12 protein-coding genes and 2 rRNA genes are annotated in these 22,209 nt (G+C 62.7%); 8 read left to right on the top strand and 6 right to left on the bottom strand.

Going from position 1 to position 22,209, the window contains the following annotated elements; translation table 11 throughout:
* Positions 1-375 precede the first annotated feature (375 nt).
* The 3 genes from JYP50_RS03615 (at position 376) to JYP50_RS03605 (ending at position 4,484) form a co-directional block, all read left to right on the top strand.
* Positions 376-3,278 (top strand): 23S ribosomal RNA (locus JYP50_RS03615).
* Between the two features lie 241 nt (positions 3,279-3,519).
* Positions 3,520-3,635: ribosomal RNA gene (gene rrf / locus JYP50_RS03610) — 5S ribosomal RNA — on the top strand.
* A 696-nt stretch (positions 3,636-4,331) separates the two neighbouring features.
* On the top strand, positions 4,332-4,484 hold the full coding sequence (locus JYP50_RS03605; RefSeq protein WP_206559099.1) for a hypothetical protein: 153 nt from the start codon (positions 4,332-4,334) through the stop codon (positions 4,482-4,484).
* Positions 4,485-4,579: 95 nt separating this feature from the next.
* On the opposite strand, the gene JYP50_RS03600 is transcribed toward JYP50_RS03605, so the two are convergent.
* Positions 4,580-6,061, bottom strand: a complete 1,482-nt coding sequence (locus JYP50_RS03600) for a sulfatase (protein ID WP_206559098.1) — start codon at positions 6,059-6,061, stop codon at positions 4,580-4,582.
* A gap of 482 nt (positions 6,062-6,543) precedes the next feature.
* Between JYP50_RS03600 and JYP50_RS03595 the strand changes: the two genes are divergently transcribed.
* The 5 genes from JYP50_RS03595 (at position 6,544) to JYP50_RS03575 (ending at position 14,519) form a co-directional block, all read left to right on the top strand.
* Positions 6,544-8,733 carry an LTA synthase family protein gene (locus JYP50_RS03595; RefSeq protein ID WP_206559097.1) on the top strand — a complete coding sequence of 730 codons (2,190 nt, stop codon included), beginning with the start codon at positions 6,544-6,546 and terminating at the stop codon, positions 8,731-8,733.
* 175 nt (positions 8,734-8,908) lie between these two features.
* Positions 8,909-9,844 carry a hypothetical protein gene (locus tag JYP50_RS03590; RefSeq protein WP_206559096.1) on the top strand — a complete coding sequence of 312 codons (936 nt, stop codon included), beginning with the start codon at positions 8,909-8,911 and terminating at the stop codon, positions 9,842-9,844.
* A 208-nt stretch (positions 9,845-10,052) separates the two neighbouring features.
* The gene (locus JYP50_RS03585; protein WP_206559095.1) at positions 10,053-11,906 is read left to right on the top strand and encodes a hypothetical protein; all 1,854 of its coding nucleotides are present in this window, start codon (positions 10,053-10,055) and stop codon (positions 11,904-11,906) included.
* 118 nt (positions 11,907-12,024) lie between these two features.
* Positions 12,025-13,254 carry an HD-GYP domain-containing protein gene (locus JYP50_RS03580; RefSeq protein WP_206559094.1) on the top strand — a complete coding sequence of 410 codons (1,230 nt, stop codon included), beginning with the start codon at positions 12,025-12,027 and terminating at the stop codon, positions 13,252-13,254.
* On the top strand, positions 13,254-14,519 hold the full coding sequence (locus JYP50_RS03575; RefSeq protein ID WP_206559093.1) for an EAL domain-containing protein: 1,266 nt from the start codon (positions 13,254-13,256) through the stop codon (positions 14,517-14,519). Before JYP50_RS03580 ends, JYP50_RS03575 begins: the two co-directional genes overlap by 1 nt.
* Before the next feature lie 4 nt (positions 14,520-14,523).
* Here JYP50_RS03575 and JYP50_RS03570 read toward each other — a convergent pair whose 3' ends face one another.
* From JYP50_RS03570 to nuoL, 5 genes are all read right to left on the bottom strand, one after another.
* Positions 14,524-16,845 carry a Tex family protein gene (locus JYP50_RS03570; RefSeq protein WP_206559092.1) on the bottom strand — a complete coding sequence of 774 codons (2,322 nt, stop codon included), beginning with the start codon at positions 16,843-16,845 and terminating at the stop codon, positions 14,524-14,526.
* A gap of 167 nt (positions 16,846-17,012) precedes the next feature.
* The gene (locus JYP50_RS03565) at positions 17,013-17,414 is read right to left on the bottom strand and encodes a CBS domain-containing protein (protein ID WP_241262780.1); all 402 of its coding nucleotides are present in this window, start codon (positions 17,412-17,414) and stop codon (positions 17,013-17,015) included.
* Positions 17,415-17,470: 56 nt separating this feature from the next.
* On the bottom strand, positions 17,471-18,910 hold the full coding sequence (locus tag JYP50_RS03560; RefSeq protein ID WP_206559091.1) for an NADH-quinone oxidoreductase subunit NuoN: 1,440 nt from the start codon (positions 18,908-18,910) through the stop codon (positions 17,471-17,473).
* Positions 18,907-20,379 (bottom strand): complex I subunit 4 family protein, encoded by a 1,473-nt coding sequence (locus JYP50_RS03555; protein WP_241262805.1) that lies wholly within the window; start codon positions 20,377-20,379, stop codon positions 18,907-18,909. Before JYP50_RS03555 ends, JYP50_RS03560 begins: the two co-directional genes overlap by 4 nt.
* A 2-nt stretch (positions 20,380-20,381) precedes the next feature.
* Entirely contained in the window at positions 20,382-22,208 is a 1,827-nt protein-coding gene (nuoL, locus tag JYP50_RS03550) for an NADH-quinone oxidoreductase subunit L (RefSeq protein ID WP_206559089.1), read from the bottom strand.
* Position 22,209 lies beyond the last annotated feature (1 nt).

Below are 22,209 nucleotides of genomic sequence, written 5' to 3'. Positions count from 1 at the left end.
TCCCCGTCGCATCACTGGAATTCAGAAAGAAATGCATTGTCACAGTTGTCAGTGTGTTTGTTTCTGGTTTTCACAACCGGACAGTTCTTTAACAAGGTAAATCAAGCTGAGTCTCTGAATTGTAACCTGAGACTGTGATCGAAAGATGACGGTTGAGGGAGCAGTTCAAAGATATGAAGTTCCGATGGCGGGTTTCAATTCCCCGCTATCGAACGAGTTGTAATACAACACTGTGACTTAAGCGTCACAACATCCGGCGGGCAGATACTTTGATCGGTATCTGTCTCCAGTACCCGACCTATGCTTAAGGGGGTCGGGGAACAGTCTGCTTGATAGCTCTTGCGGTTTGAGAGCGTCAGATAACTTCGGTTATATGGTCAAGTGACTAAGCGCATACGGTGGATGCCTTGGCAGTCAGAGGCGATGAAGGACGTTGGAGCCTGCGAAAAGTCTCGGGGAGGTGGCAACCAACCTTTGATCCGGGAATGTCCGAATGGGGAAACCCACCCAATGTAAATTGGGTATCGCTAAGTGAATACATAGCTTAGCGAAGCGAACGCGGGGAACTGAAACATCTAAGTACCCGTAGGAAGAGAAATCAATTGAGATTCCCTCAGTAGCGGCGAGCGAACGGGGATTAGCCTGCAAGTGATAGCAGTGGAGTTAGTGGAACGGTCTGGAAAGTCCGGCGATAGAGGGTGATAGCCCCGTACACGAAAACTCCGTTGTGGTACTGAGCTTGCGACAAGTAGGTCGGGACACGTGATATCTTGACTGAAGATGGGGGGACCATCCTCCAAGGCTAAATACTACTGACTGACCGATAGTGAACCAGTACCGTGAGGGAAAGGCGAAAAGAACCCCGGAGAGGGGAGTGAAATAGATCCTGAAACCGTGTGCGTACAAGCAGTGGGAGCCCCTTCGTGGGGTGACTGCGTACCTTTTGTATAATGGGTCAGCGACTTATTGTCTGTAGCAAGCTTAACCGAGTAGGGGAGGCGTAGGGAAACCGAGTCTTAATAGGGCGTACAGTTGCAGGCAATAGACCCGAAACCGGGCGATCTATCCATGGCCAGGCTGAAGGTTGGGTAACACTAACTGGAGGGCCGAACCCACTAATGTTGAAAAATTAGGGGATGAGCTGTGGATCGGAGTGAAAGGCTAATCAAGCCCGGAGATAGCTGGTTCTCCTCGAAATCTATTTAGGTAGAGCGTCGTGTCTTACCCTGGGGGGTAGAGCACTGTTTGGGCTAGGGGGTCATCCCGACTTACCAACCCCATGCAAACTCCGAATACCCAGGAGTACAATCACGGCAGACAGACGGCGGGTGCTAACGTCCGTCGTCGAGAGGGCAACAACCCAGACCGCCAGCTAAGGTCCCCAAACACTATTAAGTGGGAAACGATGTGGGAAGGCTTAGACAGCTAGGAGGTTGGCTTAGAAGCAGCCATCCTTTAAAGAAAGCGTAATAGCTCACTAGTCGAGTCGGCCTGCGCGGAAGATGTAACGGGGCTAAATAGTGTACCGAAGCTGCGGATGCGTGCTTGCACGCATGGTAGAGGAGCGTTCTGTAAGCCGTTGAAGGTGAACCGGGAGGTTTGCTGGAGGTATCAGAAGTGCGAATGCTGACATGAGTAACGATAAGGGGGGTGAAAAACCTCCCCGCCGGAAGATCAAGGTTTCCTGCGCAACGCTAATCGGCGCAGGGTGAGTCGGCCCCTAAGGCGAGGGCGAAAGCCGTAGTCGATGGGAAACGGGTTAATATTCCCGTACTTCTTCATATTGCGATGGGGGGACGGAGTAGGCTAGGCCATCAGGGCGTTGGTTGTCCCTGTTTAAGGTTGTAGGCTGAGAACTTAGGCAAATCCGGGTTCTTAAGGCCGAGAGCTGATGACGAGTGTTATCGAAAGGTAACGCGAAGTGGTTGATGCCAGACTTCCAGGAAAAGCCTCTAAGCTTCAGATATGAAGGAACCGTACTGTAAACCGACACAGGTGATCAGGTAGAGAATACCAAGGCGCTTGAGAGAACTCGGGTGAAGGAACTAGGCAAAATGGTACCGTAACTTCGGGAGAAGGTACGCCGGTTTTGGTGATGGGACTTGCTCCCTGAGCTGAGGCTGGCCGAAGTGACCAGGTGGCTGCGACTGTTTATTAAAAACATAGCACTCTGCAAACACGAAAGTGGACGTATAGGGTGTGACGCCTGCCCGGTGCCGGAAGGTTAATTGATGGGGTTAGCTTATGCGAAGCTCTTGATCGAAGCCCCGGTAAACGGCGGCCGTAACTATAACGGTCCTAAGGTAGCGAAATTCCTTGTCGGGTAAGTTCCGACCTGCACGAATGGCGTAACGATGGCCACACTGTCTCCACCCGAGACTCAGTGAAATTGAAATCGCTGTTAAGATGCAGTGTACCCGCGGCTAGACGGAAAGACCCCGTGAACCTTTACTACAGCTTCACAGTGGACTTTGACTTTACTTGTGTAGGATAGCTGGGAGGCTTTGAAGCAGTGGCGCTAGCCATTGTGGAGCCGTCCTTGAAATACCAGCCTGGTAAAGTTGAGGTTCTAACTCAGGCCCATTATCTGGGTCGAGGACATTGTGTGGTGGGTAGTTTGACTGGGGCGGTCTCCTCCCAAAGAGTAACGGAGGAGCACGAAGGTGCGCTAATCATGGTCGGAAATCATGAGGTTAGTGTAAAGGCACAAGCGCGCTTGACTGCGAGACTGACAAGTCGAGCAGGTAGGAAACTAGGTCTTAGTGATCCGGTGGTTCTGTATGGAAGGGCCATCGCTCAACGGATAAAAGGTACTCCGGGGATAACAGGCTGATACCGCCCAAGAGTTCACATCGACGGCGGTGTTTGGCACCTCGATGTCGGCTCATCACATCCTGGGGCTGAAGCCGGTCCCAAGGGTATGGCTGTTCGCCATTTAAAGTGGTACGCGAGCTGGGTTTAGAACGTCGTGAGACAGTTCGGTCCCTATCTGCCGTGGGCGTTGGAGAATTGAGGGAAGCTGCTCCTAGTACGAGAGGACCGGAGTGGACGAACCTCTGGTGTTCGGGTTGTGTCGCCAGACGCATTGCCCGGTAGCTACGTTCGGACAGGATAACCGCTGAAAGCATCTAAGCGGGAAGCCCCTCCCAAGATAAGTTCTCCCTGACCCCTTGAGGGTCCTAAAGGGCCGTCCAAGACTAGGACGTTGATAGGCTGGGTGTGGAAGCGCTGTAAGGCGTTGAGCTAACCAGTACTAATTGCCCGTGAGGCTTGACCATATAATCCAAGTTGTTTGGTGTGCGCGTTAAGAGGCACACGTTGCAGACTGCGGATGTTGTGATTAAGTCCAGTGTTAATGTTAATGCAACAGTGCGACTCAACTTCACAAGCTTGATTTACCGCCTTATTTGCACTGAAATCGTTCCACCGGTACGCCGGTCGGACATTTCCAGCATTTCCTCCATCCATGGAGGTCAACGCTGCCGGTTGTAGAGATGAGACCGGAGGCAAGCCAGTTTGCCTGGCGACCATAGAGCATTGGAACCACCTGACTCCATTCCGAACTCAGTAGTGAAACGATGCATCGCCGATGGTAGTGTGGGGTCTCCCCATGTGAGAGTAGGTCATCGCCAGGCTCCTAATCAAAACGCCCCGATCAGTTATGGTCGGGGCGTTTTACTATGGCGTGTTCGATACTCTCACATGGGCAGACCCCGCTCTTTACATGGGGTCCCGGAGTGCCGGACCACCCCATGTGAGAGTAGGTCATCGCCAGGCTCCTAAAAAAGAAAACCCCCTGCAGCACAGCTGCAGGGGGTTTTGTTTTTTAAGGATGCGTTGATTCTCTGCCCCGTCCTGCCGCAGTCCCGCAGGGACTGCCATGTGACCGCGCCTGTTCAGCAAAGCTGAACGGCAAGGGGGCGCCGCAGGCGTCGCGCAGCGATGGCGAGCACCGCTCGCCACCCAAAGTAGGTCATGGCAGCCCAACGGGCTGCCTCTACCAGTCTACCCCCTCAGCGAGATTCGACCGAACACGCTGCAGGGGGTTTTGTTTTTTAGGATGCGCTGATCTTCTGCCCCGTCCTGCCCCGTCCTGCCCCGTCCTGCCCCGTCCTGCCCCGTCCTGCCCCGTCCCAAAAAGCCACCATGTGTACCCAAAGCATTCGCAACGCTCATGGGGCAGGCTCACCGGCCTGTTCAGTTAAGCTGAACGGCAAGGGGGCGCCGCAGGCTCTCGCGCAGCGATGGCGAGCACCGCTCGCCACCCAAAATAGGCCATGGCAGCCCAAGGGGCTGCCTCATGCGAGCCCCCGCTTTCTGTCCGTGATGGGTTGAGCGAGCGAATGCACTGCGCGGTGGCGATGAGCCAGCAGCTTCAAGGTCATGTCAATGAGATCGAGGGCATCGTCGGCGAAATCCAGAGCGGGGCCCTGGATGTCACTACCTCGATAGACCGTCTGATTGCCGAACAGCGGCAGCCCTGAGTTCCCGCCTGCGCCGCGTGCGATGCGGACCGCTAAGCCGGGTGCGGATTTGCCACCGGCAGCTAATAAGGCGGATTTGTTCTAAACGAAAGCGCCTACTTGCCTGGAAAAGCCTTGCTGGAAAATCCGCTTGTTCCCGGCACGAAATCCGCATATTCCCTGGGCACCTTTTCGCGAAAGTAATCCAGGGTCGATCGGATCGACTCGGTTTGTCTGGAGGGAATGGCCAGGTTCACGGATTCCGACGAATCGTTTGAATGGTCGTAGAGTTCTTCCGATCCATCGGCGTACTGTATGTAGCGCCAGCGTTGGTTCCGCAACGCAAAATTGCCGGGGCCGTGAACGGTTAGTACGGGCTCGCCATTGCCGGCAGTTGCGCTTGTGGATCCCAGAAGGTAGGGCATCAGGGACCTTCCCTCCAGTTGCGCGGGAAGTGGTAGGCTTGCGTACTCGACCAGAGTCGGAAAAATATCGATCAAGCCAACGGCGCTTGCAACTCTCGCGCTCTTTGTTTCGGGAATGGCGATCAAAAGCGGGACGCGGGTCGAGCCTTCCCAAAGCGTCCTTTTATACCAGAGGTTCTTCTCTCCGTTTTGCACGCCGTGGTCGCTGGCAAGAACAATCACAGTGTTGGTGTCCAAACCGCTGGAAGACAGGTATTCCATCAGCCGGCCAACTTGCCGGTCCACCAGGCTAATGGACGCTCTGTAGGCTTGAATGTTCTCCCGCTCCCTGCCGTTCTCTGAAAGGTAGGTGCGATACCGCTGGCGACGCTGGTAATTGACCAGCGTGAGCGCATATTCGGATACCTCATCCTCAATGCCCGTTGTAATCGGCGGTATGGAAACCCTGTCGATGGGGTGTAAATCGAAAAATTCCTGCGGCGCATACCTTGGGCTATGTGGGCGGAAAAAACCCAGGGTCAGGAAAAAGGGCGACTGTTTGTCCTTGGCCTTTTGAAGAAATTTCAAAGCCGCGGAGGCAACTTTGTAATCCGCGGTTTCCTTTTCCTGAAGATAGGGCCCCCAGTCAAAATACGGGTTGAAATTGAAATCGGGTTGCAGGGGTTCGGGGGGGAAGGGCCCGAAAGCGCCGAACCAGCCTTTTTTTACGTAATCGTAGGAAGCCTCGTGAGCGCGTTGGTGAAAAACCTTGCCGACAGTGCCGGTGTAGTAGCCTGCCTGGCGAAAATAGCCGGGCAGGGTATGCAGGCTGGCAAGAGCCGGTACTTCCCAAAAATCGGGCTTCAGTCCGTAGATTCCGGTGGTGTTCGGGTAAGTGCCCGTCAGGAAACTCGTTCGCGATGGGTTGCAAAGCGGAGCCTGGGCAAAGGCCTGCTCGAAGACCACCGAACGCGACGCCAGCGCATCTAGGCTGGGCGTGTGAGCTTCGCCGCTGCCCAGGAATCCGACATCATCACTCAGATCATCGATCAGTATGACAATAACGTTTTTTGCCGCCTTGCTTGCAGTCTGCCCGGGGGGATAGATGCCGGCGCGGAGAACATAAGCCGCGGACAGGCAGAGTATTGCGATGAAACCGAGGAGCGGAACACGTTTGAGATGGTTTTTATGCATTTGCAGCTGGCCCCGGTTCGGATAATATTTACTGCTTGTCAAGGTGAATGTTAGCGAGAACTAGGATAAAGTAAACCCGCACCGAGAGCCAGCTGCCGTAAGTGGTTCAGCGCTGCATCGCGGTGCCGTGGCTGTGACGGCGCGCTAGTAGCTTTTACGCGCCAGTATCTCATCGCTTTTTCACAAGCCCATTGATACCGAAACTTCCGCCGCCAGATGCAAGCCGATCGGGTATTTGGCGTGTTGACGACTGGACCTCGCCTGAAGTTCGGGTGCCAGCGCCCACCGCCAGGGCGTCCAGAGCAAGGCGGGAAGATGTGTACATTCCGTCGCGGTGTCTCGCTATTCATAACCGTAAACAGACTCCGCGGGCGGTGTTTGGGCAAACAGTGCATCGATGTCGTCTGTTGCGGAAATTTTGGGGCCGCGGCGCTGGTTGATTGACCGGAACCGCCGGGCTACCGCAAGTATAAGAGAGTTCCATGAACAATAAACTGAATCGCCCTAAAGCCATTCCCTTCACCGTCGTTGTCGTGGCTGTACTGCTAGGTGCCGGAACGCTCGCCGTCCCCGGTGTTCTCGCCGTGCAGGCGCTGGGGGAGGGCTCTGTGTGGCGCGTGACAGTCTCGGCGCTGGCCTGGTTATTGCTCGTCGCGGCCATCGCTGCCTTGCTTCCCGCAAAATGGCCGTGGAAGCTCCTGGTGTCGATGGTGTTGGTGCTTTTGGCCCTCGTGCGAATAGCCTACATGGGGGTCGCTCAATTTAGCGGCGCCGGCTTTACCCCGGAGTTTTTTCTACACCTTGAGTTCGATGCGCTGAAAGTGGCGATTGATGAATTCACGGCGTTGTTTCTGCTGTCGGGCGTGCTGTTGCCGGTACTGCTTGTACTCAGTTATCTGGCATTGTCGGTGATTCGTAATCGCCTCGCGATCCACGCAGCCACCGCGCTTTTGCTGGTCAGTAGCGGCGCGCTGGTTGCCATGCACTCCCAGCTTCCCGAATGGCGTTTGGTCGATGGTTGGCGCCAATGGCACGCGCCGGTTGCACCGCCGCTGGCGGCGAGCGAAATGGCGCTGTGGCGAAACGCGGATTTTGTTACCGCTGACCTGCCAGCCAAAAATCGACTGGACGCAAGCGCTCCTCCACGCCCCCGGAATTTGATTCTGGTCTATCTGGAATCGGTTGGCGCGTCGGTGGTTGATCATCCAGATTGGCCCGACCTGATGCCCCGGCTGCGAGACATGCAGGCAAAGCACGCTCTGGTACGGGATTTCCACACCAGCGGCTACATCACCATCGAGGGCATTGTGAATTCACAATGCGGTACGCTTTTTCCCTTCCAGCGCGGCAGTGATTCGCTTTCCGAGGCCGATGGTCTGGCCGAGCGCATGACCTGCCTCGGCGACGTGCTTGCAAAGGCCGGTTACCGCCAAAGTTATCTCGGTGGCGCCAACCTCGGCTTTGCCGGCAAGGGGCAGTTCCTCGGCAAGCACGGCTACAACACGCTGCTGGGGCTGAACGAATGGCGGCAGCGTGGCCTTAACCAGCGCCCCGGTACCTGGGGGCTGAGCGACGCGGATCTGTTTGGCCAGGCACTCGAGGAAATCGATGTGCTGCAACAGGACGGCAGGCCATTCAATCTGACCCTGCTCACCATAGGCACCCACCTGCCTGGTTATCGCTACGCGGAATGCGCGCCCTACAGGCATGACGAAGCGGATTTCCTCCAGGCCCTGCACTGCACGGACCAGTTGTTGGCGACCTGGCTCGAGACGCTTGAATCACGTGGCATTCTGGAAAACACCCTGGTGGTCGTAACCGCGGACCATTCGGTGTTTCGCAACGCGGAAATGCGCCGTTTGTTCGGCGATTCGGTGTTGGAGGATCGGCGTTTGCCCCTGCTTGTCATGGGGGCCGGGGCCCCTGGCGGGAGCATTGAAACCGGCGCCCAATATGATCTCGCGCCCACTGTGCTGGATCTGCTGGGCGTGGAGCACAATGCCGAGTTCGCTTTGGGGCGTTCACTTCTCGTCGAAGACGACCGGGATTTCTTTGTCAGTCGCTACGCGCAGGTCTACGATGGCGAACTGTTGCCACGTGCGCTCGCGGGTTGCCAGGCCGGCGTGCCGGTCCCACCGCTCGATCATTGTGAGCGCGCGCAATTGGATCGTATGCTGCGGGCCCAGGTCGATGGCTTATCAACGGGCGCGGATTATTTGCGCTGCGACAGCGCCATTCCAATCGAGGTGGGAATATCGACTGCCGCGGACGCGCCCACGGTTATTCAAGTTAACGGGCACGATCAGATCGCGCGTTTTAGCTGGCGCAGCCGCCCTGTCTCGGGCCGGGACCAGGGGCTTTTCCTGATGAGCGTTCACGCGGACGACGGCCGTGTCGTTCGACGCCAGTTTATTCCCGCGACCCAGCAAAGCGATCCGATAATGCAGGTGCGGCCGGAGGTCGAATCCGACCAGCGCCTTCTGGTGGTTTGGCGCGGGGGCGCTGAGTCCTCGCCGCCAGCGTGGTTTCCGGATAGCGCGATGGCGCACGCGGTGTACTCAATCACACCGGCCACCAGCGGTGCCCGGATGACCGAGCTGGCTTCCACTGATCCTGCCATCGCGCTCAATTGGCGGGCTGATGAAGCCCGTTGCCAGTATCTACTGAATTAACGGGCGAATCCGGCCAGGTTGGCTTCGGCCCCTGGCGGTGGCGATGCTCGCCCGCGGGCAGGTCCGGTGTTTCAGCCTCGACCGCCGCGCCGCGGTGGCAAGCGTGATAGAGCATCCGGCGCCGCGGTAGTGGCGGCGTTATACTGGATGTCCTCTTCCTTTCCCCAGGGGAAAAATGACCGCGACAGCAATCACCAGATGTCTTCGTTTTACCGCCGTGTCGGGGCTTCTGCTGCTGATCGCTCCCGTGCTATCCACTCAGGCCCAGCAGCCCGATTCGCGGTTTCAACGGGTCGTCACCGCCCTGCAGGAGGGCCCCGAAAGCGAGCGACGGCTTTTCGCCCGGGCGGCGCTGACACTGCTGGCCGAGCTGTACATGGCCGAGGCCGATCTCGCCCGCCACGAGGCGCGCAAGCCAGGCGGTCCAGGGGACGCCTCCCGCTGGGCGATGGCCGTGGACCAGTTCTCCGCCGAGGTGCTGCAGCTGAGCCAGGGGCTCGAGAGCGCGGGGGAGCTGGGCCTGACGCCGGGGCGGGGCGTAGCGCCCGTCGTTGTAACGGTGGGCGGGCAGCGGGTAATGCTGAGTCATCCCCGCGCCAGCGAACAGTCCGCCTATGAGCAGGCTGTGCTGGAATCGTTCTGCGCCGGAGGGCGTTGTGCCCGGCTGCTGCCTTCGGTTGGCCAGGCCGGGCCGATTCCGGTGACCCGCCAGACCGTCAAGGTCGACTGGGCATTCAGCGGCGAGGGCCTGGCCTGTGCCTTCGACGGCGTGAGCCTGCGGTTTTCCGCGGGGGGGCCGGTTTCGCAGGTGCGCGGTTTGTGCGAGCAGTTTCACCAGGAATTGGCCTCGCTACAGCTGGAAATGCGCTGGCAAACCGGGCAGCAAGTGCCCATCGATTGGCGGGAATTGCGTATAGAGCGTCGCGCGAACGACCCCGAGCACATCGTGCGACTGAACCGGCCGGGGGATATCCTGTTGCTGCGCCTGCCCTTGCTAGCCAGCAATGCCGGGCTCTTCAATGCCGTGGGGCCATGGTTGCGCCGGCGGGTGGAGGGTGAAAGCGACGTTGTCCTGGCAATCGATGCCGCGGACTACGGTCTGGGCAACTAGGGCATTGGCGTTGGCTATGTCCGCGCATACGCAGGTTCGCCGTGGAATAACCGAATGTTTTTAAAGGGGAAAATAGCCCCCTGTCTCGAAAGTGACAGGGCAAAATCATCGTATCTGAACAGGGCCTTGCGACCCCGGCCGCGTTTACAGTGCCCGCCACTATCCCTAGAATCACCGGTTTTCGCCGTCCAGACAGTGAGTGCCCGCCATGACTGATGAAACACGCATTTCCTACTCCTTCCAGGTCGGCGGGGACAATAAGACGGCAGAGGTGCCTGCGGCCGGCGGCGACGAGCCGCTGTTCGCCGTGGACGACCATGAAAGCCTGGCGACCGCTGGAGGCACGCTGTTGGTGGGCAAGACCACCGGCGCGCAGATGCTCGTACAGCAGGAAGTTGCCATGGTGTTGCAGCACTGTACGGTGTTTCGGACGCTGGCCGAACACGCGCGCCACCTGGTCGCGGTGTTCCCGCAACTCGGGGGCAATGTTGCCGATGCGGAGCGGGTCCTGGGCATGGTGCGGGATGCGGGCCTGCTGGTTAGCGCCGCCAGTATCTGCGAGCGGGTCAACAGCGGCGACGCCGCCGAGGCTCTGGATCGCGCCAAGGCCTTTGTGATCACCTGTGACCGGCCGGCCGCGGTGGAGCGCCTGCTGGAGTCCCTGCTGCGCAAGGTTCGCCTGGCGGGGCAGAAGCAACTGTATCTGGTCGATGATTCACGGGACCCCGGCAACGCCGCCCGCAACCGCGAAGCCGTAGCGCAGTTCAACCTGGTGAGCCCCACCACCATGCACTACGTGGGCGAGGAGGCGCAGTCGCGACTGATCGCCGAGCTGGAAACCGCCCTGCCCGACGACCGTGAAGCCATCCGTTTTCTGTTGCAGCGGGAACGCTGGCAACCGATGAAAACCTACGGCAGGGCGCGCACGCTCTGCCTGCTGCTATCCGTGGGCGACCGCTGCGTGATAATGGACGACGACGTCCTGTGCGAAGCGCGAATTCCCGCGCAGCGCTATTCCGGCGTGATGTTCAGCGACGGCATGCGCGAGGCCGCCTTTTTCGACGAGGCCGGGCAGTGGCAGCAGCAGTGGTTCAGCGCCGAGTTTGACCCGCTCTCGGGTCACGCGCGCTGCCTGGGCATGGGGCTCGGCGAGGCGCTGGGCGAACTCGGTGTGCCCGCGCTCCAGGCGCAGCAGCTGCGCGGTACCAGCGCCTCCCTGTTCCGCACCATGGGAGCGTCGTCGCCGGTGCTGGTCACCCAGGCCGGGACCCTGGGCGACCCGGGGACCGCCAACAACGGCTGGCTGCCCAACATGACCCCGGCCAGCGTGGAGGGCATGCTCTCGGTGCCGGGGGGGTTGATGCGCGCCCTCCGCTCGCGCCAGTGCTGGCTGGGCCACCCCGGGCCGACGGTATCCAAGCGCGCGGTAATGTCGCAGGTTACCGGGTTGGACAACCGCCGTCCGCTACCTCCCTATTTTCCGGCATTGCGCGGCGAGGATCAGTTGTTCGGCGCCATGATCGATTACCTGATGCCGGATTCGGCGGTGCTGGAATATGACTGGGCAGTGCCCCACATGCCACTCGAGGAACGCATGGGCAATGTGGCCGGGGACAGCGCCGTACCCCGTGGCGGCCTGCAACTCGTGGCCGCCTATCTGTCCCGCAGCAAGCCGGAGGACACCGTCACCAGCTTTGAGGCGCGCCTGGAGTCGCTGGCGACGACGCTGCAAGCGCTGGCCGGGATGCCCAACGGCGCCCTGCTGGCCCGGTACCGCGTGGGCATGGCCAGGGCCCAGGCCTTTACGCTGCAGACGATCAATGATCGGCTCGCCGATACGGGGTCGCTGGACGCCGACTGGAAGCAGTACCTTGAAATCAACGCGCGGCACTGTGTCGAGGCACTGCAGCGGCCGGCCAGGCTCGCCGATGTGGGCGATGTGCCCAGCGGCGGCGACGAGGAACAGGTAGCCGATGTTATCCGTCGGAGCGCCGGGGGATTCGCGGCGGCACTGCGCGCCTGGCCGCGCATGCGCGAAGCCGCGCGCAACTTCGCGTTCTAGCTCCCGAAGGCCGGCGGCTGCCAAACCCGTTGGCCGGCTCTGTGTCCAGCGGGGCGATTTTGCCCGTCACACGCGGTATGCTAGTGCCGATTCCCGGGGCGGGACCGCGGCATAATAGATGATTGAAGTCGAGAAAGTGTATACCGCCGACCTCAAGGTCGGAATGTATGTATCGGGGTTGGACCGCCCCTGGCTGGAATCGCCCTTCGCGATGCAGGGTTTTCGCATCTCGAGCGAGGATGAGCTGGCCAAGCTGCGGGAACTGTGCCAGTACGTCTACGTGGACCTGCAGAAGAGCCGCGCGACGCTGGAGCTGGCGCAGCGCAAGCTCAGTCAGCGCCCGCGGCGTCCCATCGAGTCGCTGTTCAGCCAGAGAACCCTGAAGTCCTACCGGGACCGGGCGGAGTGGGCGGATGAATTTCCCCGCGCCAGGGAGGCGGTTCAGGCCCTGTCGGAGGGGATCGAGGAAATTTTCTCCAACGTCTCCCGGGGCGGGTCGCTGGATGTGCTGCGGGTGCGCAAGTCGGTGGAGCCGATGATCGACAGCATCTCGCGCAACCCCGACGCCTGCATCTGGCTCGCCCGGCTCAAGCAGCAGGACCACTATACCTACCAGCATTCGCTCGGCGCTTCGGTGTGGGCCGTGGCCCTGGGGCGACAGCTGGGGCTGCCGCGCTCGGACCTGCGCTCCCTGGCCATCGGCGGCCTGCTGTTCGATATCGGCAAGCTGCGCCTGGACCAGGCGCTGCTGCGCGCGGACCGGCCGCTGACCGAGGAGGAACTCGTGCAGGTGCGGCGGCACGTGGCTCTCGGCGTCGACATGGTGCGTGAAACCGGCCTGATGAACCAGGACGTCCTCGATATGGTCGCCCACCATCACGAGCGCCATGACGGTTCGGGTTATCCCGCGGGCCTCGGTGGCGACCAGATACCGGTATTCGCCCGTATTGCCGCGATAGTCGACTGTTACGACGCCATCACCAGTCACCGTGCCTACGCCCGCGCCACATCGCCCTCCGCGGCGATCAAAATGCTTTACGAGTGGCGTGACGTGGACTTCCAGGCCGAGCTGGTGGAGGAGTTTATCCAGGCCGTGGGCATCTATCCCGCGGGCTCGCTGGTGGAACTGTCCTCGGGAGAGGTGGCGGTGGTGATCGCCGAGTACCGCACGCGCCGTTTGCGTCCGCGGGTCATGGTACTGCTGGACGCCGACAAGCAGCCGGTCGCCGACATGCACACACTGGACCTCAAGGAGCAGACCCAAACCGCCGCGGGTGAACCTCTGGATATTGTCGGCAGCCTGGAACCGGAGGCCTATGGCATCGACATGACGGGGATCCAGTTGTAGTGGCGCCGGTGCCAGCCATCCGCCGTGGGGAATTCCTGCTTAGCCTGGGTGAGGCGCTGGGCCACGCGGAGCGCGGCGGCGATAACCTCGGTCTACTGCTCATCGACCTCAGCAACCTGGGGGCGATCAATCGCCGCCTGGGTTTTGAGGCCGGTGACGGGCTGCTGCGCGAGGCCGCGGGCCAGCTGCTGTCGGTCAGCAAGCTGCCGGACACGGTGTATCGTATCGGCAGCCACGGCTTCGCCTTCATCCTGCCCCAGTTGCAAAATCCGGGCTTTATCGCCCTGGCGGTCAATCGCGTTCAGCGCTTGCTGGAGGACGGCCTGGATATCGACGACGTGGGGCTATCGGTCGAGGTCAATATCGGCCTGGCTTTTGGGCGCCCGGGAAACTACTCGCGGGGCGCGGTGCTGGCGCAGGCCGAGGCGAGCCTTGCACAGGTCAAGATGGGCGGCACTCTCGCCATCGAGGAGTTGTTGCGGGAGCAGCCGGGCCAGTCCCCGGATCTCGAGCTTGAGCAGCGCTTTGCCGAAGCGCTTTACGACAACGCCCTGGAACTCCACTACCAGCCCAAGATCAGTTTGCACTCCGGTCGCGTGGAGGGGGCCGAGGCCCTGTTGCGCTGGGAACTCCCCGGCCACGGCGCGATCTCCCCGGACCGCGTGGTGCGCATGGCCGAGGAGTCGGGCAGGGTTTACGATCTCAGTAAATGGGTGCTCAACCGCGCGCTGCGCCAGCTCCGGCAATGGCGCTGTGAACTGCCGCTCTCGGTCAATGTGCCCGCCAGCATGGTGAACCATCCCGATCTCGCGAACATGGTCCACGATGCGCTCAACATCTGGGGGGTAGCCCCGGCCCTGTTGACCCTGGAAATTACCGAGGACGCGGTGATCGAGGACAAGGAAGCGGGCTTCCATGTGTTGCGAGAGCTGTGCGAGCAGGGAGTGCGCCTGTCGATCGACGACTTTGGCACCGGCTATTCCTCCCTGTCCTACTTCCAGCACATCCCGGCGACGGAGCTGAAAATCGACAAGTCCTTCGTGCGGCGCATGATGGCGCAACGGCGGGAAGAGGAGTTGGTGCGCATCATTATCGAAATCGCCCACCTGTTTGATTTCAAGGTGGTGGCCGAAGGTGTCGAGGACGAGGCGACCCGGGACCGCCTGGCGGCCCTGGGCTGTGACTGCGTGCAGGGCTTTCTCTATGCCCCCGCCCTGAGCGAGGAGGCCTTCCTCGCCTGGGTGGGGGAACGGGAGGCAAGCTAGCGGATCAGCGCCCCTGGCGGGCGTTGGCGAAGGCCGCCGCCAGGGCGGTGTTGGCGGCGGGCTTGTCTTGCCCCGCTTTCTTACCGGCGCCTCCCCGGCGGTCCCTGCCGCCGCGGCGGGTCTCGCCGCGCGTCGAGGAGGCCTGGTCCGCGGCCTTGTCGCCCAGGCGCATGCTGAGGCCGATGCGTTTGCGCGCCTCGTCCACCTCCATCACCTTCACCTTCACAATATCGCCGGCCTTGACCACGTCGCGGGGGTCCTTCACGAAGCGGTCCGCCAGCGCGGAAATGTGCACCAGGCCGTCCTGGTGCACGCCGATATCGACGAAGGCGCCGAAGTTGGTGACGTTGGTCACCGTGCCTTCGAGGACCATGTCGGGACGCAGGTCGGAGATTTTTTCCACGCCTTCCTGGAAGGTCGCCATGCGGAATTCCGGGCGCGGGTCGCGGCCGGGTTTGTCCAGTTCGGCGATGATGTCGGTCACCGTGGGTAGCCCCACCGTATCGGAGGTATAGTCCTGGGGCTTCAGGGCGCGCAGGAAGCGGCTGTCGCCGACCAGGCTGGCCACCTCGCGCTGCTGGCGCCGCGCGATATCCTCGACCACGGCGTAGGATTCGGGGTGCACCGCCGAAGCGTCCAGGGGGTTGTCGCCGCCGTTGATACGCAGGAAGCCCGCGGCCAACTCGAAGGTCTTGTCGCCAAAGCGCGCGACCTTGAGCAGGGCCCGGCGGTTGGCGAAGCTACCGGTCTCGTCGCGCAGGGCGACGATATTGCCGGCCAGGGTCTGGTTCAGGCCCGAGACCCGCGACAGCAGCGGCACAGAAGCGGTATTCACATCCACCCCCACGGCGTTTACACAGTCCTCCACCACCGCGTCCAGTTGCCGCGCCAGTTGCACCTGGCTGACGTCGTGCTGGTACTGGCCCACGCCAATGGACTTAGGGTCGATCTTCACCAGCTCGGCGAGGGGGTCTTGCAGGCGGCGCGCGATGCTCACCGCGCCGCGAATGGTGACGTCCAGGTCGGGAAACTCCCGGGCCGCGAACTCCGAGGCGGAATAGATCGACGCCCCCGACTCGTTGACCATGACCTTGCTGGCCTTGAGATCGGGGTTGTCCCTGAGCATGTCGCCGACGAACTTGTCGGTTTCCCGGCTGGCGGTGCCGTTGCCGATGGCGATGAGTTCGACACCGTGCTTGCGGATCATTTGCACCAGGGTGGCGGCCGCCTCGCGCGTGCGGTTCTGCGGCGGGGTGGGGAAGATCGCGGTGTGATCCAGCAGCTTGCCGTTGGCGTCCACCACCGCCACCTTCACGCCGGTGCGCAGTCCCGGGTCGAGGCCGATGGTGGCCTTGGCGCCGGCGGGCGCCGCCAGCAGCAGGTCCTTCAGGTTATTGGCAAACACATCGATGGCCTCGGCCTCGGCGCGCTCGCGCAACTGGCCCAGCAGGTCGGTTTGCAGGTGGGTCAACAGCTTGACCCGCCAGGCCCAGCGCACGGTGTCCTGCAACCAGCGGTCGGCGGCCCGTCCGCGGTCGGCGATCTGCCAGTGCTCGGCGATCATCGCCTCGCAGGGGTGGGCGTCGGTGGGTTTTTCCTCCGCGTGCATCACCAGGCTGAGGTGCAAAAAGCCCTCGTTGCGGCCGCGGAACATCGCCAGCGCGCGGTGTGAGGGGACCCCCGCCAGCGCCTCGGTGTGTTCAAAGTAGTCGCGGAACTTGGCCGCCTCCTGCTCCTTGCCCTCCACCAGGCGCGAGGCCAGCTGCACGTTGTCGGCCAGGAAGTCGCGCACCCGGGCCAGCAGGTCGGCGTCCTCGGCGAAGCGCTCCATCAGGATTTGCCGCGCGCCGTCCAGGGCCGCCTTGGTATCGCCGATACCCGCGTCCTCATTGAGGTAGGCCTGTGCCGTGGCCTCGGGCTCCAGGCCCGGGTCGGCGAGCAGGGCGTCGGCCAGCGGCTCCAGGCCCGCCTCCCGGGCAATCTGTGCCTTGGTGCGGCGCTTGGGTTTGTAGGGCAGGTACAGGTCTTCCAGGCGGTTCTTGGTTTCCGCCGACAGGATGGACTGTTCGAGTTCCGGGGTCAGTTTGCCCTGCTCGTCGATGGACTTGAGGATGGTCTGGCGCCGCTCCTCCATGTCGCGCAGGTAGTGGAGGCGCTCCTCCAGCTGGCGCATTTGGGAGTCGTCCAGGCCGCCGGTCACTTCTTTCCGGTAGCGGGCGATAAAGGGCACGGTCGCGCCCTCGTCCAACAGGGAAACGGCGGCGTTGATCTGTGCCTCGCGCACGGCGAGTTCGTCGGCGAGGCGCTGGGAAATGGCTGTGGTCATGGGGATTCGAATGCTAGGTTATGGACGGACATCGCCCGGCATTATGCGCGAGTCAATCGCGGAAAACGATCTGGAATTTTCTCCCGGATTGTGCGTGCCCCCGGGCGTTCCCGTCGGCTGCCCGCCCCCGGGTGCCCCTGCCGGGGGCAGGGGGCGGACGCCTGGAATCAGCTCCGGAACTTCTTCACCGCCTTCAGTAACTGCCGGCAGGTGATCTGCCCCACCAGCTTGCCGTCCTCCACCACCGGGCGTCGGCGCTTGTTCTTGAGCAGCATGTCCTGGGCCACATCCACGATATCCTCGTTGGGATGGGCCACCACCAGGTTGTCGCTGGCCATGTACTCGCTGACCGCGCCGATGTTGCCCTCGTTGTAGACGGCGCTGAGAGCCGCTCGCAGGCAGTCGAGCTCCGACAGGATGCCCACCAGGTTGTTCTGGTCATCGACCACGCACACGCCCGAAATCCGGTTGTCGATGATGACTTGCATGGCCTCGAGGACATTGTCGGTGGCCTTGACCTTCACCGGATTGGTCAGCATGTAGTCGCGCAGGTTTACGGATTGCAGCATGGTGCCTCCCTAGCAGCTAGCGCTTGTGGTTCTTGTTGCCAATGCCTGCCACACATTCAGAGTATAGACGCTAAGTAGTGCAATAGCGGTTGCGGCAGCACGCCGAGCAGTAAAACCGCGGCCACCAGCAACCAGGCGGTGAGCCGGACCGGCCAAAACCGGGTCATCCCGGGGCGGGACTGGTATTCCCCGGGGCGTCGACTCATGTAGAACACCACGCGCAGGTAGTAGTAGATACCGATGGCGCTGCCTATCACCAGGCTGCCCAGCAGGACCCACTGCCCGCTGCCGCTGGCGGCGCCCACCAGGTAGAATTTGGCGAGAAAGCCGGCGGTCAGGGGGATGCCCGCCAGCGATAGCAGCGCCACCAACAGCAGGATGGCCGGGCCCGGATAGCGCCAGAACAGGCCGCTCACGTCTTGTAGCTGGCAGTGTTCGCGGCCACCCTCACCAGCCCCCAGCATGGTCAGCAGCGCGAAGGCCGCCAGGGTGGTGGCGGTGTAGGCGATCAGGTAGTAACTGGCCGCCTCCAGGGCGAAGTCGCGCTGCCCCGGCGCGGCCGCGGCCGCGAACACGATCATCAGGTAGCCCATGTGTGCGATGGAGGAATAGGCCAGCATGCGCTTGATGTTGTCCTGCAACAGGGCCAGCAGGTTGCCCACCAGCATGCTGAGCACGGCCAGGACCGCCGTGGTTTGCACCAGCGCGGGAAAGCGGAACAGGTTGGCGTCGGAGAACCAGCGCAACAGCACCACCAGCACCGCGGCCTTGGACACCGAGGCGAGGAAGCCGGTGATCGGCGACGGGGCGCCCTGGTAGACGTCGGGCGTCCACAGGTGGAAGGGTACCAGGGAGAGTTTGAAGGCCAGCCCCGCGACGACCATCACCGCCGCCACCGGCAGCAGGACGCCGGTTTCCGGGTTTGCGTCCAGCGCCTGGCCCAGTCCGGTGAATGACAGGCTGCCGGTGCCGGCGTAGAGCAGGGCAAAGCCGAACAGCGCGGTGGCGGACGCGGCCCCCGATAGCATCAGGTACTTGACCGCCGCTTCCAGCGGCAGGGGCGCCTTGTTGGGGTAGGCGATCAGGGCGTAGAGCGCCACCGACATCAACTCCAGCCCCAGTAGCAGGGAGGCGAGATGACTGGCGTAGGCCAGTACGCAGGCCCCCAGGCTACTGAGCAACAGCAGCAGGTAGTACTCCTCGGGTTCGTCGTCCCGCTGGCCCAGGTAGTCGGTGGACAGCAGGGTCGAGATCGCGCCCGCGAGGCAGAACAGCACCGTGAACAGGCGCGCGAAGCTATCGGCCTGCAGCAGCGGCGTTACCGGCATGTCGGCGCCGCCCTCGAGCGCGGCGGCTGCGGTCGCCAGCAGGGTGAGCAGCGACAGGCTTATGGAGGTGGCCAGGTGGCGCCGGAAGGCGATTTGCAGCATGACCAGAATGATGCCGCCGGCGAGGATGCCCAGGGGGAGAATGGCCTGCAGTTCCGCCCCGCTCACAGGGCCTCCCGCACGCTGAAGTCGAATTGCAGCAGGTGATCCACCACCGGGCGGGCGATGTCGAGCACCGGTTGCGGGTAGAGCCCCAGCCACAGCAGGGCGAACATCATCGCCGCCATGGCGAGCATTTCGCGGGCGCCGAAATCTGTCGGCGACAGTTCCTCTCGGGCCGGGCCCTGGAAGGTGCGCTGTATCATCCACAGGGCGTAGATCGCCGCGGTGATCAGGCCCAGGGCCGCCAGCAAGGTCATCCAGGGACGCACCGCGAACAGCCCCGCGAGCACCAGGAATTCGGCCACGAAATTCCCCAGGCCCGGCAGGCCGAGGGAGGCCACCGCGAAAAACAGCGCGCAGGCCCCCATGCGCGGCGCCTGGGCCCAGAGGCCGCCCATGCGCGCCATGTCGCGGGTGTGCAGGCGGTGCTGCAAGGCGCCCGCCATCATGAACAGGGCCGCGGTGCTGACCCCGTGGGCCACCATCTGCATGATCGACCCCTGCACCGCCAGTGCGTTGAAGGCGTAGAGCCCCAGCAGGACAAACCCCATGTGGCTGACGCTGCTGTAGGCCACCAGGCGCTTGAAGTCACGTTGGGCGAAAGCCAGTACCGCGCCGTAGATGACGCCGGCGGCGCCCAGCGCCACGGCCACCGGCGCGAACTCCGCGGAGGCTTGCGGAAACAGGGGCAGGCAGAAACGCAGCAGGCCGTAGGCGCCGGTTTTGAGCAGAATGCCCGCCAGCAGCACGCTGCCCGCGGTGGGCGCCTGGGTGTGGGCGTCGGGCAGCCAGGTGTGGAAGGGGAAGGCCGGCAGCTTGACCGCGAAGGCCAGGAAAAAGCCCAGCATCAGCAGGTAGGCCGTGCGCGGCTCCAGTGCGCCGCCCAGCAGGTCGAAGTAGCTGAAACTGAGCTGGCCGCCGGCGCCAACGGTCACGGCGAGGGTGACGATGGCCACCAGCATCAGCAGGCCGGAGGCCTGGGTAAAGATAAAGAATTTCATCGCCGCGCGGGCCCGGTCCTCGTGGCCCCAGATGGCGATCAGCAGGTACATGGGGACCAGCATCACTTCCCAGAACAGGAAGAACAGCACTAGGTCGAGGGCCAGGAACACGCCGCACACACCGGTCAGGGTCCACAGCAGGTTGGCCTGGAACAGGCCGGGGCGGAAATCGATTTCGTCCCAGGAGGATGCCACCGCGATCAGGCCGAGCAGCAGGCTCAGTGCCACAAGCAGCCAGCTGAGGCCGTCGAGGCCGAGCTCGAAGCTGATGCCGAGCCGGGGCAGCCAGTCCACCCGCAGGTGCTGGAGCCAGGTTCCGGGCGCCACCCCGCTGGCGCCGGCGGTCGGCAGCAGGCACAACAGCGCCAGCGCGCACACCGCCAGAGACATCCAGCGCGGCAACCCCGGGTGCAGGCGCTCGCTGTACAGCGCGGCCAGGCCGCCCAGACCCAGTATCAACAGCAGCGCCACCATGTTCACATCGCACCCCGCAATACGATGGCGATAACCACCACCAGGGCGAAGGTCAGGGTGGTGGCGTACCAGCGCAGGGCCCCGGTCTGTAGTGCGGCCAGGCCGCGATGACCCTGGCGACACAGGGCCGCCAGCAGGTTGTAGAGCGCGTCCACCGGCTCGCCGCGCAACAGGTGGGCGAGGGCCCTGTAGGGCGTAACCCACAACACCTGGTAGAGGGTGTCGAAGCCCCAGCCGCGCTGCCAGAACCGTCGCAGACGGGCGCCGACTCCCCGACCGGCCAGCGCATCGACCGGCAGTTGCCTGCCCAGGAAAAACAGGTAGGCAATGCCGAGGCCGAGCAGGGGGACGGCGATACCGATGTATTCGACGGTGTGGTTGACGGCGTGCCCCGTCGAGACCGGGAACGCAGGGGCGAGGGGCAGGCTGATGGCGCCGCCCGTCAGTGACAGCAGGGCGAGCAGGGACAGGGGCAAGGCCATTTTCCAGCCCGGGCGGCGGTCCGGTTCGTGTGTCGCCTCGCCGAAGAACACCACGAAGATCAGCCGGAAGCTGTAGATGCCGGTGAGCAGGGCCCCCAGCAGGCCGCCCGTCCAGAGCCAGGGGTCGGCCTCCCAGGCCGAGAGCAGGATGGCGTCCTTGCTGTAAAAACCGGCGGTGAAGGGCAGGGCCGCCAGCGCCGCGGCGCCGATCAGGAACACCCAGAACACCAGTGGCAGGCGGGTGCGCAGCCCGCCCATGCGGAAGATGTCGTGCTCGTGGTGCAGGCAGTGAATGATCGCCCCGGCGGCCAGGAACAGCAGGGCCTTGAAAAAGGCGTGGGTCACCAGGTGAAACACTCCCGGGGCGAAAGCGCCGACCCCGAGGGCCAGGAACATGTAGCCGATCTGGCTGATGGTCGAGTAGGCCAGGATACGCTTGATATCCCGCTGCGCCAGGGCGGCGCAGGCCGCCAACAGCAGGGTGAGCACGCCGATCCAGGCCACGGCGCCCAGGGCCGCCGGCGACAGCAGGAACAGGGTATGGGTGCGGGCGATCAGGTAGACCCCGGCGGTGACCATGGTCGCGGCGTGGATCAGCGCGCTGACCGGGGTGGGGCCGGCCATGGCGTCCGGCAGCCAGGTGTGCAGCGGAAGCTGGGCGGATTTGCCCACCGCGCCCCCCAGCAGCAACAGGGCGGCCAGGGTGGGTAGCCAGCCGCCCCCGGCCCACTCATCGGCGGCCGCCGCCATCAGCGGCTGTATCTGCAGGGTGTGCAGCTGGGTGAACAACAGGAACAGGCCGAGGATCATGGCGGTGTCCCCCACCCGCGTCACCACGAAGGCCTTGCGGGCGGCGGCGCCGTTGGCCGGGTCCCGATACCAGAAACCCACCAGCAGGTAGGAGCACAGGCCCACTCCCTCCCAGCCCAGATAGAGTAGGAGCAGGTTGTCCGCCATGACCAGAATCAGCATGGCGCCCACGAACAGGTTCATGTAGGCGAAGTAGCGGGAGAAGGAGGCGTCCTCGCCCATGAATTCGATGGAGTACAGGTGGATCAGGAAACCCACGCCGGTGATCACCGACATCATCACCAGCGCCAGGCCGTCCACGTAGAACGCGATTCCGGGTTCCAGTCCGCCCACCGCGAACCAGGTCCACAGGTGCACGGTGTAGGGCCCGCCCGCGTCGCCGTAAGCGGCGGCGACCAAGGCCGTGCACAGTGCCGCCAGGCCCACGGAGCCGGCGCCCAGCCAGGCCACCAAGCGGCGCGGCAGGCGGCCCGTGGTCACCATCAGCGCGGTGGCACTGAGCAGGGGCAGGGCGGGAACGAGGGCGATCAGGTTCACG

It is taken from the genome of Parahaliea mediterranea, from assembly GCF_017255185.1.
Taxonomy (GTDB): domain Bacteria; phylum Pseudomonadota; class Gammaproteobacteria; order Pseudomonadales; family Halieaceae; genus JAFKCZ01.
This window is presented reverse-complemented; position numbering and strand designations above follow the sequence as displayed.